The sequence below is a fragment of the Corynebacterium sp. ACRPH genome, from assembly GCF_022347285.1.
Classification (GTDB): Bacteria; Actinomycetota; Actinomycetes; order Mycobacteriales; family Mycobacteriaceae; genus Corynebacterium.
This window is the reverse complement of the sequence record NZ_JAKRND010000001.1, coordinates 118,663-137,202: the sequence shown is the minus strand read 5'-3', so window position 1 is coordinate 137,202 and position 18,540 is coordinate 118,663. Positions and strand designations below refer to the sequence as shown.

The 18,540-nt window shown below is 64.3% G+C and carries 15 protein-coding genes; 6 read left to right on the top strand and 9 right to left on the bottom strand.

Annotated features, from left to right (window positions below):
- From pgl to tkt, 5 genes are all read right to left on the bottom strand, one after another.
- Nucleotides 1-834, bottom strand: a complete 834-nt coding sequence (gene pgl / locus MHX66_RS00635) for a 6-phosphogluconolactonase (RefSeq protein WP_239198477.1) — start codon at nucleotides 832-834, stop codon at nucleotides 1-3.
- Nucleotides 831-1,907: a glucose-6-phosphate dehydrogenase assembly protein OpcA gene (locus MHX66_RS00630; RefSeq protein WP_239198474.1), complete on the bottom strand. Its 1,077-nt coding sequence runs from the start codon at nucleotides 1,905-1,907 to the stop codon at nucleotides 831-833. Before MHX66_RS00630 ends, pgl begins: the two co-directional genes overlap by 4 nt.
- Before the next feature lie 60 nt (nucleotides 1,908-1,967).
- Nucleotides 1,968-3,530 carry a glucose-6-phosphate dehydrogenase gene (gene zwf, locus MHX66_RS00625; RefSeq protein ID WP_239198471.1) on the bottom strand — a complete coding sequence of 521 codons (1,563 nt, stop codon included), beginning with the start codon at nucleotides 3,528-3,530 and terminating at the stop codon, nucleotides 1,968-1,970.
- Nucleotides 3,531-3,592: 62 nt separating this feature from the next.
- Entirely contained in the window at nucleotides 3,593-4,705 is a 1,113-nt protein-coding gene (gene tal / locus MHX66_RS00620; protein ID WP_239198468.1) for a transaldolase, read from the bottom strand.
- Nucleotides 4,706-4,746: 41 nt separating this feature from the next.
- Nucleotides 4,747-6,837: a transketolase gene (tkt, locus tag MHX66_RS00615; RefSeq protein ID WP_239198465.1), complete on the bottom strand. Its 2,091-nt coding sequence runs from the start codon at nucleotides 6,835-6,837 to the stop codon at nucleotides 4,747-4,749.
- 239 nt (nucleotides 6,838-7,076) lie between these two features.
- On the opposite strand from tkt, the gene MHX66_RS00610 reads away from it, so the two are divergent.
- Nucleotides 7,077-8,033 (top strand): heme o synthase, encoded by a 957-nt coding sequence (locus MHX66_RS00610; RefSeq protein WP_239198462.1) that lies wholly within the window; start codon nucleotides 7,077-7,079, stop codon nucleotides 8,031-8,033.
- A gap of 100 nt (nucleotides 8,034-8,133) precedes the next feature.
- Here the strand turns inward: MHX66_RS00610 and MHX66_RS00605 are convergent, their stop codons facing one another.
- The 4 genes from MHX66_RS00605 to mptB form a co-directional block, all read right to left on the bottom strand.
- Entirely contained in the window at nucleotides 8,134-9,195 is a 1,062-nt protein-coding gene (locus tag MHX66_RS00605) for a heme A synthase (RefSeq protein WP_239198644.1), read from the bottom strand.
- 71 nt (nucleotides 9,196-9,266) lie between these two features.
- Nucleotides 9,267-10,058: an ABC transporter permease gene (locus MHX66_RS00600; RefSeq protein ID WP_239198459.1), complete on the bottom strand. Its 792-nt coding sequence runs from the start codon at nucleotides 10,056-10,058 to the stop codon at nucleotides 9,267-9,269.
- Nucleotides 10,055-11,044 (bottom strand): ABC transporter ATP-binding protein, encoded by a 990-nt coding sequence (locus MHX66_RS00595; protein ID WP_239198456.1) that lies wholly within the window; start codon nucleotides 11,042-11,044, stop codon nucleotides 10,055-10,057. The genes MHX66_RS00600 and MHX66_RS00595 overlap by 4 nt, the downstream gene beginning before the upstream one ends.
- 30 nt (nucleotides 11,045-11,074) lie before the next feature.
- Nucleotides 11,075-12,814 (bottom strand): polyprenol phosphomannose-dependent alpha 1,6 mannosyltransferase MptB, encoded by a 1,740-nt coding sequence (gene mptB / locus MHX66_RS00590; protein ID WP_239198453.1) that lies wholly within the window; start codon nucleotides 12,812-12,814, stop codon nucleotides 11,075-11,077.
- A gap of 213 nt (nucleotides 12,815-13,027) precedes the next feature.
- Between mptB and MHX66_RS00585 the strand changes: the two genes are divergently transcribed.
- The 5 genes from MHX66_RS00585 (at nucleotide 13,028) to MHX66_RS00565 (ending at nucleotide 18,512) form a co-directional block, all read left to right on the top strand.
- The gene (locus tag MHX66_RS00585) at nucleotides 13,028-13,711 is read left to right on the top strand and encodes a metalloregulator ArsR/SmtB family transcription factor (protein WP_239198450.1); all 684 of its coding nucleotides are present in this window, start codon (nucleotides 13,028-13,030) and stop codon (nucleotides 13,709-13,711) included.
- Nucleotides 13,712-13,713: 2 nt separating this feature from the next.
- Nucleotides 13,714-15,156 carry a Fe-S cluster assembly protein SufB gene (gene sufB / locus MHX66_RS00580; RefSeq protein ID WP_034987621.1) on the top strand — a complete coding sequence of 481 codons (1,443 nt, stop codon included), beginning with the start codon at nucleotides 13,714-13,716 and terminating at the stop codon, nucleotides 15,154-15,156.
- 5 nt (nucleotides 15,157-15,161) lie between these two features.
- The gene (gene sufD, locus MHX66_RS00575; RefSeq protein ID WP_239198447.1) at nucleotides 15,162-16,373 is read left to right on the top strand and encodes a Fe-S cluster assembly protein SufD; all 1,212 of its coding nucleotides are present in this window, start codon (nucleotides 15,162-15,164) and stop codon (nucleotides 16,371-16,373) included.
- A gap of 45 nt (nucleotides 16,374-16,418) precedes the next feature.
- Nucleotides 16,419-17,174, top strand: a complete 756-nt coding sequence (sufC, locus tag MHX66_RS00570; protein ID WP_239198444.1) for a Fe-S cluster assembly ATPase SufC — start codon at nucleotides 16,419-16,421, stop codon at nucleotides 17,172-17,174.
- 84 nt (nucleotides 17,175-17,258) lie between these two features.
- Nucleotides 17,259-18,512, top strand: coding sequence for a cysteine desulfurase (locus MHX66_RS00565; RefSeq protein WP_239198441.1), 1,254 nt, complete (start codon nucleotides 17,259-17,261; stop codon nucleotides 18,510-18,512).
- The last annotated feature ends 28 nt before the right edge of the window (nucleotides 18,513-18,540 follow it).

Sequence of the window (18,540 nt, the reverse complement as noted above, 5' to 3'; positions counted from 1 at the left end):
TTAAAGCAGCGGGTTGGCGGCCTCGTCAACCCACAGCAGCGTCGCCTCCGTTCCGGAGGCCAATGCTGCGGGCCACTCGGCGCCATTGCCGCCGTTAAACACCTGGCCCGCAGCTTCTTTCTTTTCCTCGCCGCTGACCAGCAACCACACCTGCCGGGAGCGATTAACCGCCTGCATGGTCAGGCTGATGCGCTCCGCCGGGGGCTTCGGGCACTCGCGCACCGCGACCACCGAACCCTCGGCGTGCAGTAGCGCGTCGGTGTGCGGGAACAGCGAGTTGATGTGCCCCTCCGGCCCCATCCCCAGCAGGTGAATGTCGAAGCCCTCGGGGGCCACCTGATCCACCGTCTTGCCGTAGAACTCGGCGGCGGAATCCAGCGCCGGGCCGTCGGCCTCCTCGCCGGCGGCCAGGGCTGGGACACGGAACACGTTCAGCGAGGGGATGTTCACATGGCGCAGCAGTGCATCGAAGGCCTGCTTGTCGTTTCGCTCCGGGTCGCCGGCGGCCAGGAAGCGCTCGTCGCCGAAGAAAACATATACCTGGGACCAGTCGATCGCGGTGACGGGGAAGTCCTCCGCCGTCTGCTGCGCTGCGTGATCCAGGGCGGCGATCTCCGCCAGGGTGTCGATGCCCGCCCCGCCGCCGGTCAGCACCACGCGGACCATGCCGTCGCCCGTCACGGTATCCCCGGTGCGCTGCAATTCCGCCACGGTGTTGATGAACTCGCGGGCCGCGGCGGTTGCGAGATCCTGCTTGTTGTCGCGGGGGCGCAGCTCCACCCCCGTCTTGTCGCTGACAACTGCGGTGCGGCGGCTATTCTGCGTGGGCTTCATCGTAGAGACTCCTGACCATCGAAGGTGTTATAGGTTTCGCGGGCATCGCGGGAGGTCCAGCGGTCCAGCTTGTCCTCCTGCGGCCCGGGGGTTTGCGCGCCACGATACTGGGAAGTGCGGGGACCGCGGTCCGGGCGGTTCACGCGCACCAGGCCGCGGAGGGCATGCCCGAAGGCGTAGTCCGGATCCAGGTGGCGCAGCTCCTCGGCCAGGCAATCGGCCAGTGCACGCCTGCCGAGGGTGACCATGGACTTCTGGTCGCCGACGGTCAGCGATACCGTGTTGGCGTCAATAGCCTCAACCTCAATGGCCCCCACCTGGCGGTGCAGCACCGCCTTTTCGATAGAGATCAGGCGATTGCCCTCCGCGTCCTCGCCATAGCGCCCATCGACCGTAACGTGCCTGGTCAACGGCACATCCAGGCGCTCGGCCAGCCAGCCGGCGGCGATGTCCACGGACGGGTCGTGCTTCGGCCCCCACACCTCGGCGGACACGATCGGGTGGTGCGGCGGCTGGTCCAGCGCGGAGGCCAGGAGCCCACGCCACAGGGTGATGCGGCTCCACACCATGTCCGAATCCCCGCGGGTGTAAGTCATGCGACGGCGGTAGAGGGCATCTTCATCCTCGTCCGTCAACGAGTCGGTTATGCGGCGGGTCGCCAGCGCACCGATGGGGTCGGCCGCCGGGTTGCGTGGCCCAGTGCCAGGCCACCAGGCCACGATAGGAGTGTCGGGCAGCAGCAGGGGAGTCACGACGGAGGCGCGGTTGGCGGACAGCTCGCCGTGCAGGTGCATGATGATGATCTCGGAGGCGCCCGCATCGCCGCCAATGCGCAGCTGCGCGTCCAGCAGAGACTCCTCGCTGCGGTGCGTGACCAGCACGATCACGCGGGCGGGGTGCTCGCGGGAAGCGTCGTGGGTGGAGCTGATGATGCGGTCGAGATCGTCGTCCTCACTGGTGACGACGATGAGAGTAAGCACGCGCCCGCTCGTGACGTCGCCGCGTTCCTCACGCAGCGCGCGGATGCGCCGCTCGATGTCTTTGGTCTTGGTGTTCGGAAGGTCGATGATCATGGGCGTTTAGTGAGCGCTCCTCGCGCGGTCGGAGGGGTAGGTGGGGGAACGAAAAAGGTTCTAAGGGCGACGCCACTGCCGCCCGGACCGGGACAGGATCTCTTCGGCGCCCTTCGGCCCCCACGTGCCGGCGGGGTAGTCTTCCGGGCGCCCGTGAAGGGCCCAGTGGTCCAGGATCGGATCCAGGATCTTCCAGGAGAGCTCCACTTCCTCGTTAGTGGGGAACAGGCTCGCCTCGTCCAGCAGGGCATCCAGGATCAGGCGCTCGTAGGCCTCGGGGGATTCCTCGGTGAAGGACTCGGAGTAGCTGAAGTCCATGTTCACGTCGCGGACTTCCATGGCCGAGCCCGGCACCTTGGAGCCGAAGCGCACCAGCACGCCCTCCTCGGGCTGCACACGAATGACCAGCATGTTGTTGCCCTGGGCGGTAGTCTGGCCCGGGCCGAACGGCAGGTGCGGAGCCTCCTTGAACACGATGGCGATCTCCGTCACGCGGCGCCCCAACCGCTTGCCGGTACGCAGGTAGAACGGCACCCCGGCCCAGCGACGGGAGGAGATCTCGAAGGTCGCGGCAGCGTAGGTCTCCGTGGTGGACTCCGGGTCGAAGTCGTCCTCTTGGCGCAGCCCTTTCACCGGGATCGAGCCCTGCCAGCCAGAGGTGTACTGCCCGCGGGCCGTGGTTTGTGCGAAAGGCCCCACCGGGGTGGTTGCGCGCAGCACCTTCACCTTCTCCGCCTGCAGCTCCTCCGGGTTGAACGTCACCGGCTCCTCCATGGCGATCAGCGCCAGCAGCTGCAGCAGGTGGTTCTGAATCACGTCGCGGGCCGCGCCGATGCCGTCGTAGTACCCAGCGCGTCCGCCCAGGCCAATGTCCTCGGCCATGGTGATCTGCACGTGGTCCACGTAGTGCGCGTTGAACATCGGATCGAACAGCTGGTTGGCGAAGCGCAGCGCCAGGATGTTCTGCACCGTCTCCTTGCCCAGGTAGTGGTCGATGCGGAACACGCTGGATTCCGGGAACACGCTGTTCACGATCTCATTGAGTTCGTGGGCCGACTGCTCATCGTGGCCGAAGGGCTTCTCAATGACCACGCGGCGCCAGCCGTTGTGCAGCTCGCCCAGCTCCGGATCCGGCTTGGCCAGCCCCGAGCGCTCGAGTTGGTGGCATACGCTGGGGAAGTGGTCCGGCGGGACGGACAGGTAATAAGCCCAGTTGCCGGCGGTGCCGCGTTCGTTGTCGATCTCCCGGGTTTTCTCCGCGAGGGCGTCAAAAGCAGAATCGGTGGTGAAGTCGCCGGTGACGAAGAAGATGCCCTCGGCGAGGCGATCCCACACGTTCTGGCGCCACGGGGTGCGCGCGCGATCCTTGACGCACTCCAGAACCTGCTCCTCGAACTGCTCCTTCGACCAGTCCCGGCGGCCGTAGCCGATCAGGCTGAAGCCGGGTGGCAGCAGGCCGCGGTTCGCCAGGTCGTAGACGGCGGGCAGCAGCTTCTTGCGCGCCAGGTCGCCGGTTACGCCGAAGATCACCAGGCCGCAGGGGCCGGCGATGCGCGGCAGGCGCTTATCCAATTCGTCGCGTAACGGGTTGCGCCATTCCTCGGCGGAAAAGGGAAGTTGCACTTGTCTAAAGTCCTATTTTCCTTGGTTGGTGGGTGGGTGAGTGCCGGTCGAGCTGTTTTGAGCTACTTGGCTTCTAGCTGCGCGGAGAGGGTGTCCAGCAGCTCGTTCCAGGAGTCCACGAACTTCTCCACGCCCTCGTCCTCCAGCACGGTCCACACCTCGGCCAGGTTTACGCCCACCGCGTCCAGGCCGGCGAAGACTGCGCGTGCGTCCTCCGCTGTACCGCTGAGGGAATCGCCGCGGATCTCGCCGTGGTCTATCGTCGCATCCAGGGTGTTCTCCGGCATCGTGTTCACGGTGCGCGGTCCGGCCAGCTCGGTCACGTACAGGATGTCTGGGTACTCGGGGTTCTTTACTGAGGTGGACGCCCACAGTGGTCGCTGTACATGCGCTCCCTTGTCGGCCAGCGCGGTCCAGTCGGGGTTGTTGAGCAGGCGCTCCTCAAAGGCCGCATAGGCCAGCTGCGCGTTAGCCACGCCCGCCTTGCCCTTGAGCTGCTTGGCCTCGTCGGTGCCGATGCCATCCAGGCGCTTGTCGATTTCGGTGTCCACGCGGGAGACGAAGAAGCTGGCCACGGAGTGGATCTTGGTGAGGTCCTTGCCCTCCTCGGCAGCGCGGGCAATACCGGCGATGAAAGCCTCCATGACCTGGATGTAGCGGCTGACGGAGAAGATCAGGGTCACGTTCACGCTGATGCCCTCGGCCAGCACGTCGGTGATGGCGGGCAGGCACTCCTGCGTGGCGGGGATCTTGATCATCAGGTTCTCGCGGCCCACCTTCGCAGCCAGCTCCTTGGCCTGGGTGACGGTGGCCTCGCGCTCATTGGCCAGGCGCGGGTCCACCTCGAGGGAGACTCGGCCATCCACCCCATCGGTCTTCTCGTAGATGGGCAGGAAGACGTCGCAGGCGGCCGCCACGTCGTCCGCCGCCATCTCGAACACCGCGCTTTCGGCAGGGGTACCAGCGGCGGCGAGCTCGCGGAGCTGCTCGTCGTAGGCCGTGCCCTGGGACATCGCGTTGGCGAAGATGGCCGGGTTCGTGGTCACGCCGACCACGCCCTTGTTCTCAATGACCTCGGCGAGGTTGCCGGTGCGCAGGCGGTCGCGGGACAGGTCGTCCAGCCATACGGAGGTACCGGCTTGTGCAAGTGCGTCGATGTTGGCGGGGGTGCTCATATAAGGAATCAGTCCTTGCTGTGGGGGTGGGGTTGTGGGGTTTACTTGTTCGCCGCGATGGAGTCGTGCGCGGCGGCGACGACTGCCTCGGAAGTGATGCCGAACTCGCGGTAGAGCGTCTGGTAGTCCGCCGAAGCGCCGTAGTGCTCCAGGGAGACCGTGCGGCCGTTCAGGCCGACGAAGCGGTGCCACGGCATGGAGATGCCAGCCTCGACGGAGACGCGAGCCGTCACGCTGCTTGGCAGGACCTGCTCCTGGTACTCGGCATCCTGCTCGAGGAACCACTCCATGACCGGCATGGAAACCACGCGGGTGCCCACGCCCTGGCTCTCCAGCTCCTTGGCGGCCTCCACGGCCAGCTGTACTTCGGAGCCGGTGGCCAGCAGGATGACCTCCGGGGTGTCCGTCGATTCCTCGACCAGCACGTAGCCGCCGCGGGCCACGCCCTCGGCGGCCTTGTCCTGGGTTCCCTCCAGCACGGGCACGTTCTGGCGAGTCAGGACCAGAGCCTTCGGGGACTCCTCGGCCTGCAGGGCAGCCACCCAGCCGGCAGCGGTCTCGTTGGCGTCCGCCGGGCGGATAACCGCCAGGTGGGGGATGGCGCGCAGGGAGGCCAGGTGCTCGACCGGCTGGTGGGTGGGGCCGTCCTCACCCAGGCCGATGGAGTCGTGCGTCCACACGTGGTAAACATCCGACTTCATCAGGGCGCCCAGGCGCACCGCGCCGCGGGCGTAGTCGGAGAACTGCAGGAACGTTGCGCCGTACGGGCGAGTCGGGCCGTGCAGGGCGATGCCGTTCAGGATGGCGACCATGCCGTGTTCGCGGATACCGAAGTGCAGGTTGCGGCCGCCCGGTTCCGCGGTGAAGTTGCGGGTGCTGATGGCCTCCGGCCCGAAGCTCGGGGAGCCCTTAATGATTGTGTTGGTGGAGCCGGCCAGGTCGGCAGAACCGCCCCACAGCTCCGGCAGGGTCTTACCCAGAGCCTGCAGGGTGGCCTCCGAAGCCTTGCGGGTAGCCAGGGACTCGCCGGCCTCCCAGCTGGGAACCTCGGCATCGAAGCCCTCCGGAAGTTCGCGGGAGTACAGACGGTCGAACAGAGCCTTGTTCTCCGGGTTGTTCTCCGCCCAGGCGTCAAAAAGAACCTGCCACTGCTTGTGCGCCTCCGCGCCACGATCGATCAAACCGCGGGTGTGGGCAATTACGTTGTCCTCCACCGGGAATGGCTCGTCCGGGAAGTCCAGCGCCTGCTTGATGCCCGTGATCTCCTCCGCGCCGAGGGCAGCGCCGTGGGAGGCTCCGGTATCCATCTTCGTCGGGGCGGGGTAGGCGATGACGCTGCGCAGGCGGATGAAGGTGGGGCGGGAGGTCTCGGCCTTGGCGCGCTCGATTGCGTCCAGGATGCCCTCGACATCCTCGCCGGTGACCTCGAGGGTCTGCCAGCCGTATGCGGCGTAGCGGGCGGAGACGTCCTCGGTGAAGGCGATCTCGGTCTGGTCCTCGATGGAGATGCCGTTGTCGTCCCAGAAGACAATGAGGTTGCCCAGCTGCTGGGTGCCCGCCAGGGAGGAAGCCTCGGAGGTTACGCCCTCCTGCACGTCGCCGTCGGAGGCGATTACGTAGATGAAGTGGTCGAACGGGGACTCACCGGCAGGTGCCTGCGGGTCGAATAGGGCGCGCTCACGGCGTGAAGCCATCGCCATGCCCACCGCGGATGCTAGACCCTGGCCCAGCGGGCCGGTGGTGATCTCCACGCCATCGGTGTGGTGCACCTCCGGGTGGCCCGGGGTCTTGGAGTCCCAGGTGCGCAGCGCCTGCAGGTCCTCCAGCTCCAGCCCGAAGCCGCCCAGGTACAGCTGGATGTACTGGGTCAAAGAGGAGTGGCCGGCCGACAGGACGAAGCGATCCCTACCTACCCAGTGCACGTCTTGCGGATCGTGGCGCAGCACCCGCTGGTAGAGGGTATATGCCAGCGGCGCCAGACTCATTGCCGTGCCGGGGTGGCCCGAGCCGCACTTCTCCACGGCGTCTGCGGCCAGCACACGGGCAAGGTCGACCGCACGCGTGTCGGTCTCCGTCCAGTCCGCCGGGTAGTTACGCACCGTGAGTGCCTGCTGTTCTGGGGAGAGAGTCACTGTCAGTTGCCTTTCTTCATCAAGCCGAATACCCCATACATACTAATGGTCGTAGTCGCTCGCCGTGGCTAATGGGCGCAGTTGCAGGCTGGATTCTCGGGGCAAAAATTTCTTGCAGGCCGCGGGAACTATTTGGAGCTCCCGTACGACCATATGTAGATGGGCGAGTGCAGGCTCTGTTTCGGCCTGCACCCCGCGCTCGGGTAGCGTTAGACGCGATTCGGAAAATATTCGAGAAGGTGGAGGCGAGGCAGCCGGTGAAGACATTCGCTGAGACGGCCAAGGCGTATCTAGCACTGACCAAACCCAGGGTCATTGAATTGTTGCTGGTGGCCACTATTCCTGCGATGTTGCAGGCAGCGCGCGGCGAAGTGAACTTCGGCCTAATCCTTCTCACACTCATCGGCGGTTGGATGGGCGCCGGCGCGGCTAACACGTTCAACAACGTGGTCGATCACGACATCGACCAGCTGATGCGCCGCACCCGTCGCCGCCCCACCGCCCGCCAGACCGTCTCCGTCGGGGAGGCTCGCGTCTTCGCCTGGGTGCTGCTGATTGCCTCTGTGCTGTGGCTGGGCTTCTTGTGCCACTCGTGGCTGGCTGCCGGCTTTATCGTGCTGACGAACTGGTTCTATGTTTTCGTCTACACCAAGTGGCTGAAGCGCCGTACCTGGCAGAACGTCATCTGGGGCGGTGCTGCGGGCTGCATGCCGGTGATTGTTGGCTGGGCCGTCATCACCGATAACAACGGCGGTGCCTTCCACGCCGGGTGGTCTTCGTGGCTTCAGGCGCTCATTTTGTTCATGATTATTTTCTTTTGGACGCCGCCGCATACCTGGGCTCTGGGAATGCGTTACCGCGAGGACTACGAGGCCGCAGGTGTGCCCATGATGCCTGTGGTCAAACCCCCGCTGCAGGTCACGCGTCAGATCCTGGCTTACACCTGGGCGACCGTGATCACCTCGCTTCTGCTGGTTCCGGCCGCCAGCTGGATCTACTTGGCTGCCGCACTGATCTCCGGCGGCTGGTTCATCATCAAGGCTCACATGCTGCACCAGGGCGTGAAGAACGGTACGCCGGTGAAGCCGATGCAGCTGTTCTTCCTGTCGAACAACTACCTGTCTATCCTCTTCGTCGCCCTCTCCGTAGACGCAGTGCTGGGTTGGCAGACGCTCGCCCAGGCAGTGCTCGGCTGAGAGATTCCCGACTAAAGATCACCAGGCCGTCCTGAGCCAGTCGGCCTTGTGCTTCATCTCAAACTCAAAAGACTGAGTCTTTCGTGCTGTCTGAGCCGTCTTAGGCGTCAACGGTCTCCTGACGCTGGCAGTCGCCGGCCGTCGTACCCGTCAGGCTGGCGTTGCCGCCGCTGTAGCGGTACTTCAGAGCCCAGAGGAAGCCGGTGGCCGCGGTGGTAAGTCCGGAGCCGATAACGTGGATCGGCACCGACCAGCGGGGGACACCCAGCCAGTACTGCATGATGCCGACGATCGCCTGCAGAATGATCGCTGCGATCACCCAGTAGGAAGCCGTCTTGATGCGGTGCTCCAGGTTCAGCGCGAACACGCCCGCCAGCAAGCCAACGGTCAAACCCAGGTAGAGATACATGAAACCGGCGTGGATGTGCGCCATGTCGATGAGTGGCACCTGCAGACGGTGCTCCGGAAGAATCGCCTCATCGCCCGCGTGCGGACCGGCGCCGGTCACCAGGGTGCCGGTAATCAGGACGATTGCCAGGCTCAGCGCGGATCCGTCGGTGAGAATGCGCAGGGGGCGTGGCATCAAGGGTTGCATCTCGCCATCGTCGGGCTCACCGATGCGCACCACCAGCTTCGCTGCCAGGAAGACCAACAGCATGCTGGGCAGGAAGTGCAGGGCAACGGTCCACCACATCAAATCCATGTGCACAGTGATGCCACCAATAACGGCCTGGACGATAATGCCAATGCCCTGAATGAAGGCCAGGTGGAGAATCGCGGAGCGCCGCGCGGCGCGCACCACGGAAATGAAGCACACCAGGGCGGCGATGATCAGCACAAAGGTCAGGGTGCGGTTACCGAACTCGATCAATTGGTGAATCCACGGCGCGGAGCCAGCAACCGGGAACAGGGAGCCCGGGTGGCACTGCGGCCACGTGTCGCAGCCCAAACCGGAGCCCGTAACGCGCACCAAAGAGCCGGTGAAGGTAATTCCCGTCTGGCAAGCCAACAGGATGATGGCGAAGAGCCGCTGGCGCCGGATAGTCGGGGCGGTAACGGGCCGAGGGAAGCCAAACCTGCGGTCGGCTGCATGTGCAAAGGCGTACAGCTTCAGCAGCGCTCTGACGAAGGGATTGTTCTCCTCCGCGGCGCGTTGTTTCATAGTCTCAAGCACGCCTTTAAGACTATCGGAAGCCCACGTGACGGGGCTAATTGCGGCTAGGCGTCCTTGCGTTAGTCGCTCTCCATGGTGAAGCGGAAAAGCTTTAGCGCGAGGACCGAGCCGATCACGGCCCACACGGCCAGGCTCAGCAGTGCCAACCAGTTGAAACCACCGGCAACCACTGCGGTGTGGAAGCCTTCCATCAGCGCCACCGAGGGAACGGCCATGAAGAGCGCATTGACGTTTTCACCTGCCGGGGTGGTCATGGTGGCGTACACAGCCGCGCCCAGCAGAACGAACCAGATCGTATTGCCCAGCGCCAGCACCAGCTCCGAGCTCAGTGTGCCGCCCAGCAGCAGCCCCAGGCTGGTGAAGGCCGCAACTCCGAGCACCGCCGTCACCAGAGCCGCGGGCAGCCCCACGAGGTCCGGGCGCCACCCCAGCGCGAACGAGGCGATGGAAAGCACCAGCACCTGCAGCAGCACCACGATGCACACCGCGACGACCTTACCCGCGATCAGCGCCCAGGTGGGCACACCCGCCGCGCCGATGCGCTTCAGAGCCCCGTAGCGGCGGTCGAAGGCCACCGCGATGGCTTGCCCCGTGAAGCCCGCGCCCATCAGCGCAATCGCCAAAGCCATGGGAAAAATGCGGGTCACGGCGTGGGAGGCGTCATCGCCGGGAACTAGCGTCAGACCAATAAGCAGCCCCAGCGGAATGACCATAGATAGCAATTGCTGCTCGCCGTGGCGCAAGAACAACAGCGATTCGATCTTGGCCTGAGCCTTTACGATGTCGCCGGACTTCGCCTGCTGGGGTGCGGGGGCAAAGAATCCTGGCTCGAAGCGGCTGGTGGTACTCATGAGCGGATGTCCTTTCCGGTGATAGAGAGGAAGACGTCCTCCAGCGACTGCCTGTTGACCTCGAGTTGGCTGATCATCACAGATTCATCGGCGAAAGCCTCGGCCACCGCTGCGACCAACTGCGGGCTCAGCTCCTGGGCTTCAATCCTGAAGTGGCGGGGGCGCAGCTCGTCCACCGTCACCGGCTCCTCCGCGCGCTTGGCAATGGCCGCGGAGACATCGGAGAGTGCGGCGTCGGAATCAACCTGCACCGCGAGCCACGCACCGGTGGAGTCCGGGTCACGGCTCGACATCATCTCCTCGGGCGTGCCGGAAGCGACCACGCGACCGGAATCAATGATGACTACTTGATCGGCCAGCGCCTCAGCCTCGTCCATCAGGTGGGTGGTCAGCACCACCGCCACGCCGTCGCGCTTCAGCGAGACCACCAGATCCCACACCGCCAGGCGGGACTGGGCGTCCAGGCCGGCGGTCGGCTCGTCCAAGAACACCAACTCGGGCCGCCCGACCAGAGCGCAGGCAAGGCTCAGGCGCTGCTGCTGACCGCCCGAAAGGCGCCGGTAGGGTGTCTTTTCGTGGCCGGTCAGCCCGACGGTCTCGAGCAGCCAGTCGGGGTCCAAGGGGTTTTTCGAGTATGACGCCACCAGCCGCAACATCTCGCCCACGCGGATTCCGGGGTAGGCGCCGCCACCTTGCAGCATTACCCCGATGCGACTGCGCACCTCGTCCGACTCGACGGCCGGATCCTTGCCGAACACGCGGATGGTGCCCTCGGTGGGGCGAATGAAGCCCTCGCACATTTCGACGGTCGTGGTTTTGCCTGCGCCGTTCGGGCCTAGCAGTGCGAGCACCTGTCCGGCGGACAGCTCAAGGCTCAGCCCGTCGACGGCGCGGCGCTCGCCGTAGGTTTTGACTACGTCGCGGAGCTGAAGCACGGGAGAGCTCGCCCGTGCCTGGGTTGCCTGGGTTTCAGGTCTTGTGGTCATGATGTGAAAGTCTAGCCCCCTGGCAGCGTTTTACGTAGTAGCGGCTACTGCTCGCCGGAGTTTGTCGGAGCGAAACGACAGGGCCTCGGCCAGATCTGCGTTGCGGGCCGCAAGAGCCCGCAGGATCACCAGCGCTACCAGGAAGAACACGAGGCTCATCGCGTAGATGTAGATCACGGTGGAGGTAGGCAGGGAAAGTCCGCGGGGGAGGATGAAGAAGCTGAACACCACCGAGTAGATCACGGCCGTGAGGTGGAACGCCCGCCGGTTCGCCCAGGCCGCGAGGGGGAGGATCGCCCACAGGAGGTACCAGGGGTGAACGACGGGAAAGAAGAACACCAGGATGAGGGTGGCCACGCCCAGTCCGCCTACGGGGTGGATACGGCCGCGGAAAGAGGCCCACAGCATGCGAACGACCCAGAACGCACCCACGAGCAGACCGAGGGTGCGGAAGATGATCAGCGCCGAATCGGTGTGATCGCCCAACCCCAAGAGGGCACCGAGCGCGCCGGAGGTCAGGCCGAGGGAGGTGGTGATCGACATCCAGGAGATGATCTCCGCAGCGCCACCCTGGGAAGCGATCCAGCCGAAGCCGACCCCGGTGAAGAGGGAGAATGCGACGGAGGTTACAACTGCGACCACTACGGCGACGGCCGCAGCAGAGAAGAGATCCACCAGACGCCCGCCGAACCAGAGGGCGAGTGCGACACCGGCAAAGCCCAAGCCGATGAAGGCCGTGACTTTGACCAGGCCGGCCATTGTGATCAGGCCAAACCCGCCGATGATGAGTATCCAGCGGCTGGTGAGGGGGCGCTCTTCGTTATCCACGCCGCGCAGCACAAGCTCCAGGCCTGCGAGCAGAAGGCCGATCAGGGCAGCCTCGTTGTGGATGCCACCGACCAGGTGCAGGATCGCCAGCGGATTCAACACACCCAGCCACAACGCAGCTCCACTGGACACGCCACAACGCCGCGCCAACCGGACGAGCGCCCAGCCGCTTAACGCCAGCCCCAGAATGGCCACCAACCGGTGAAGCACGATGCCGAGGATGATGGAGTTGCCGGTCAGCATGGAAATGACCTCGCCATAGCCCAGCGCCACCGGGCCGTAGGGGGCGGGGGAGTGCGCCCACATCAGCGGCACGGAACGGGCCAAGGGATCGTCGATGCCCAGCAGGTCTACCGGTCCGGCGCTGTAGGGGTCCCAGCCCTTCGCGGCGATCGCTCCCTGCGCCAGGTAAGAGTAAATGTCCTGGGTGAACAGCGGCGGGGTGACCATAAGCGGGGTGACCCATACGAAGAAGGTGCGCCAGTAGGTCCGCACTGGGATTGGGTGATTGGGTCTGCCGGATGCAGAGACGGCGAAGGTGAAAAGCAGCAACCAGCCGTAGACCAGGAAGCCGATGCCCACGAAAACCAGAACGGTGGTGGAATGCAGCATCCGCGCCAGCGTGTTCACGCCGGGGAAGTCCCAATAGGGATTGTGAATCACGGGGAACGCGCCGGCGCCCAGGCCGCCGACTGTGATCAGCATGGTGCCGAGGGCGCCGAGGAAAACGGCAGCGTAGAGCCGCATAGAAAGGGCGCGGCTCAGGGGCTGGAGCTGCAGGGAGCTCTCCGGCACATTGTCGCCGTCAGACTCGGAGTGCAGCTGTGCCGAACGCGACCCCGCCAGGCCCAGTTGAGGCAATTGCTCCTGGATCCTCCGCCAGGGCGCCAGGAGACGCGACCCCCGAGACGAGCTCGGGGTGGCTGAGGTGGGGGTAGTCATAGGTGCAGATACTACCGAATGCCTCAGACAATCTTCTTCAGCCATGGCCGTGACCAGCGCCACAAAGAAAACGCGCGAGCTCTGTGACAGTTAGGCAGGGTTACCTTAGTAGACAAGCGGGAATATTTACGACACACTTTTGTTGTCTAATCATGTAGGCACAACTTTAAGTTGCACAGGCGCACTCTAACAGAAGCTAAAGGAGGTACTAGCGTGGCACGGACATCTGAGGAGCGGGCAACCCAGCCCACTCCAGAGCACGACACGCGGCACCGCATTCTTCTGCACGTGCTGCGCCACGGTCCGGTGAGCGCATCGGACATAAGCGAGGCATTTGGGCTAAGCGCCGCCGGCGTTCGGCGTCACTTAGACAACGTCGTCTCCGACGGCCTCGCCGAGGTCGTCGAGGCACCTCGTTCCGGGCAACGTGGACGGCCCGCCAAGCTCTTTAGGCTGACCGACGAAGGCCGGGCGGAGTTTGGACATGATTACGACACGCTCGCCTTGCTGGCGCTGCGCGCTCTTCGCTCTGCTGGCGGAGAGGAAGCGGTGGAGGACTTCGCCGCTCAGCGCATCAACGATCTGCTGGAGGACGTCTCCGACTCCGACGCGGACGTAGCCGCCAAGGCCCAGGCTATTGCCGATGCATTGACCAAGAGGGGCTACGCTGCCACTGTCGGTCACGCAGGCGGTGGCGTACAGATTTGCCGTCATCACTGCCCGATCCAAGATGTCGCTCACGAGTTCCCAGAACTGTGCGCGGCGGAGCACCGGGTGGTTGCAGAGCTGCTGGGACAGCACACTCAGCCTTTGGCGACAATCGCCGACGGCAACGGTGTCTGCACCACCTATATTCCGCTTAGAACCATTGACCCTTCCCCCAAGAAGGAAAGTTAACCATGACTCAAGCTGCACAAACACCTGAAACTAAACCCCAGACCGACGAAGAGATTATCGATTCCATCGGCGCGTACGGCTACGGCTGGCACGATTCCGATGTCGCCGGCGCCTCCGCCCGCCGCGGCCTGAACGAGGACGTCGTCCGCGACATCTCCGCGAAGAAGAACGAGCCGGAATGGATGCTGAAGCGCCGTCTGAAGGCTCTGGACATCTTCGACAAGAAGCCGCTGCCGACGTGGGGCGCGGACCTCAGCGATATCGACTTCGACAACATCAAGTACTTCGTCCGCTCCACCGAGAAGCAGGCTCAGACCTGGGAGGATCTGCCGGAGGACATCAAGAACACCTACGACAAGCTGGGCATCCCAGAGGCCGAGAAGCAGCGCCTGGTAGCTGGCGTGGCCGCCCAGTACGAGTCCGAGGTTGTCTACCACCAAATCCGCGAGGATCTGGAAAAGCAGGGCGTGATCTTCGTTGATACCGATACCGGACTGCGCGAGTACCCCGAGCTGTTCGAGGAGTACTTCGGCACCGTGATTCCGGCCGGCGACAACAAGTTCTCCGCGCTGAACACGGCCGTCTGGTCCGGTGGTTCCTTCATTTACGTGCCAAAGGGCGTGCACGTGGACATCCCGCTGCAGGCGTACTTCCGCATTAACACCGAGAACATGGGTCAGTTCGAGCGCACGCTGATCATCGTCGACGAGGACGCTTACGTCCACTACGTCGAGGGCTGCACCGCACCGATCTACAAGACCGACTCCCTGCACTCCGCAGTGGTCGAGATCATCGTGAAGAAGGGCGGCCGCTGCCGCTACACCACGATCCAGAACTGGTCGAACAACGTCTACAACCTCGTCACCAAGCGCACCAAGTGCGAAGAGGGCGGCACGATGGAATGGGTCGACGGCAACATCGGCTCCAAGGTGACCATGAAGTACCCGGCCGTGTGGATGACCGGCCCGCACGCGAAGGGCGAGGTGCTCTCCGTGGCTTTCGCTGGCGAGGGTCAGTTCCAGGACACGGGCGCGAAGATGGTGCACATGGCTCCGCACACGAGCTCGAATATCGTCTCCAAGTCCGTCGCCCGCGCCGGTGGCCGCGCTGCCTACCGCGGCCTGGTGCAGGTGAACAAGGATGCGCACCACTCCGCTTCGAATGTCGAGTGTGACGCGCTGCTGGTCGACTCCATCTCTCGATCGGACACATACCCGTACAACGACATTCGTAACGACCACGTGACGCTGGGCCACGAGGCCACCGTCTCCCAGGTCTCCGAGGATCAGCTGTTCTACCTGATGTCCCGCGGCATCGAGGAGGAAGAGGCAATGGCGATGATCGTCCGCGGCTTCGTGGAGCCCATCGCCAAGGAGCTGCCCATGGAGTACGCCCTGGAGCTCAACCGTCTAATCGAACTGCAGATGGAAGGATCGGTGGGTTAAACCAAATGACCACCCAACTCAACGAAACCGAAGCGACTATCACACCGGTCCAGGCTGGTACGGATCACCAGACCAAGGGTGACCGTTTCACCTCCTTCTCGGCCGCGGACTTCTCCGTGCCGCGCGGTAAGGATGAGGATTGGCGCTTCACCCCGCTGCGTGAGCTGCGCGGCCTGCACGATGGCTCGGCCGTAGCTGACAAGCGCGCTGCCGTCGCCGTCGGTGTTTCTGATGATGACGCCCCCAGCGTGACCGTCGAGCAGTTGGAGCCGGGCGACGAGCGCCTCGGCCGTGCGGGTGCTCCCGTGGATCGTGCCGCAGCCCAGGCGTGGGAAAACACCGAGTCCGCGGACTACGTGCACATCTCCAAGGATGCGGCGCTGAAGGCTCCGGTGACCATCACCGTCGACGGCCCGGGGGAGGACGAGGTCTCCTACGGCACCCTGGTCGTGGAGCTCGAGCCCCACGCTGAGGCCGTGGTGTTCGTCCGCTACGAGGGCTCCGGCGCGCACTCCGACAACGTCGAGTTCGTCGTTGGCACCGGTGCGAAGCTGACCACCGTGGTTTTCGAGGACTGGAACCACGATGCGGTGCACCTGTCGAACTCGCACATCCAGGTTGGCCGCGATGCAACCGTTCGCCACTACTACGCAGCCTTCGGTGGCCACGTGGTGCGCTCCGTGCCGCACGTGCGCTACACGGACACCGGTGGCGATGCTGAGCTGCTGGGTCTGTACTTCGCGGATGCGGGTCAGTACTTCGAACAGCGCCTGCTGGTGGATCACTCGATCCGCAACTGCCGCTCCAACGTGCTGTACAAGGGTGCGCTGCAGGGCGAGCCGGAGAAGGGCAAGGATGCCCGTGAGGCACGCACGGCGTGGATTGGCGACGTGCTGATCCGCCCGGATGCCACGGGCACCGACACTTACGAGAAGAACAACAACCTGCTGCTGACCTCCGGCGCCCGCGCTGATGCGGTGCCGAACCTGGAGATTCAGACCGGCGAGATCGTCGGCGCAGGCCACGCCGCCACCGTCGGTCGCTTCGACGACGAGCACATGTTCTACCTGCAGTCCCGTGGCATCGACCCGGCTAGCGCCAAGATGCTGATCGTCCGTGGTTTCTTCACCGACGTCATCAAGCGCATCCCGGAAGAGTCCATCCGCGAGCTGCTGGAGGACAAGGTCGAGGCCGAGCTGCAGCACACGGTTCTATAAATTCATTCAACCCGTCAAACACCCAAAGAAAGCTTTTTACACACCATGAGCACTCTGGAAATCAAGAACCTGCACGCGCAGGTCGTCCCCGCCGACGAGAACGAGGATCCGAAGCCGATCCTGCACGGCGTGAACCTGACCATCAACTCCGGTGAGACTCACGCCATCATGGGCCCGAACGGCTCCGGCAAGTCCACCCTCTCCTACGCCATCGCTGGCCACCCGCGCTACGAGATCACCGAGGGCGAGGTGCTGCTGGACGGCGAGAAACTGCTGGATATGGAGGTCGACGAGCGCGCCCGTGCGGGCCTGTTCCTGGCCATGCAGTACCCGACCGAGGTGCCGGGCGTTTCCATGGCCAACTTCCTGCGTTCTTCCGCCACCGCCGTGCGCGGCGAGGCACCGAAGATCCGCGAGTGGGTCAAGGAGGCCCGCGGTGCGATGGAAGAGCTGGCGATCGACCCGTCCTTCTCCGAGCGCTCCATTAACGAGGGCTTCTCCGGTGGCGAGAAGAAGCGCCACGAGATCCTGCAGCTGGGTCTGCTGAAGCCGAAGTTCGCAATCCTCGACGAGACCGATTCCGGCCTGGATGTCGACGCACTGCGCGTCGTCTCCGAGGGCATCAACCGCTACCAGGAGCGCGAGAACGGCGGCGTGGTAATGATCACGCACTACCAGCGCATCCTGAACTACGTGAAGCCCGACCACGTGCACGTCTTCGCCGGCGGTCGCATCGTGGAATCCGGTGGACCGGAGCTGGCTGAGCAGCTCGAGGCCGAGGGCTACGACAAGTTCATCTAGGCCAGCGCTTTACCCACTCCCATCCGTCTAATCCCAACGAAACCTTGCTCGGTTCAGCCCGAACTGGGCAGAAAGTGTGAACTTGTGAGTTCCAACAGTTCCCTGGACATCGCGAAGATCCGCAGCGACTTCCCGATTCTCTCGCGCACCGTGCGCGATGGGAAGAAGCTGGTGTATCTGGATTCCGGAGCTACCGCCCAGCGGCCGGTGCAGGTGTTGGATGCGGAGCGGGAGTTTTTGACAACCCATAACGCTCCGGTGCACCGCGGTGCCTACGAGATCGCGGAGGAGGCCACCGAGTCCTACGAATCGGCTCGTGAGGCCATCGCCGCCTTCGTCGGCGCCGAGGACCGGGAGATCGCCTTCGCCAAGAACGCCACCGAAGCGCTCAACGAGGTCGCTCACATCCTGGGCGACGCTCGGGCGGGGGAGTTGCAGGTCACCGAAGGCGACGAGATCGTCGTCTCCGAACTGGAGCACCACGCCAACCTGGTCCCGTGGCAGGAACTCGCACAGCGCACCGGCGCGACCTTGAAGTGGTATTCCGCCACTTCGGATGGCTGCATCGACCTGGACAGCCTGGATCTCAGCGAGCGCACAAAGGTGGTTGCGCTGACTCACCAGTCGAACGTCACCGGCGCCGTGCTGGACGTCAAGGAGGCCGTGCGCCGCGCCCGCGAAGTTGGGGCAATCTTTGTCTTGGACGCCTGCCAATCCGTGCCACACATGCCCGTAAACTTCCACGAACTGGACGTGGACTTCGCCGCTTTCTCCGGCCACAAGATGCTGGGACCTAACGGCGTCGGCGTCCTTTACGGTAAGGCACAGCACTTCGACCAGCTTCCGCCCTTCTTGACCGGCGGATCGATGGTGGAGAAGGTCACGATGGAGCGCACGACCTTTACTGAGGCTCCACAGCGTTTCGAGGCGGGCACGCAGATGACTTCTCAGGTCGTGGGCCTGGGTGCAGCCGTGAAGTACCTGGAGGAACTGGGTATGGACAAGGTCGCCGCGCACGAGGCGGAGCTGACGGAGTACGCCCTGGAGCAGCTGCAAACCATCGAGGGCTTGCGCATCATCGGTCCCACCGACTCGCAGGATCGCGGTAGTGCCCTGAGCTTCGTCGTGGAGGGGATCCACCCGCACGACCTGGGTCAGGTCGTCGACGATCAGGGTGTGTGCATCCGTGTGGGCCACCACTGTGCATGGCCGGTGCACACGTGCATGGGCGTGCAGGCCACCGCCCGCGCCAGCTTCTACATCTACAATGACCTTTCGGAAGTCGACGCGCTGGTCGCCGCCATCCGCAAGGCGCAAGAGTTCTTCGGCACGGCGTAAGAACGGCGATTGAGGAAAGTACTAGAGG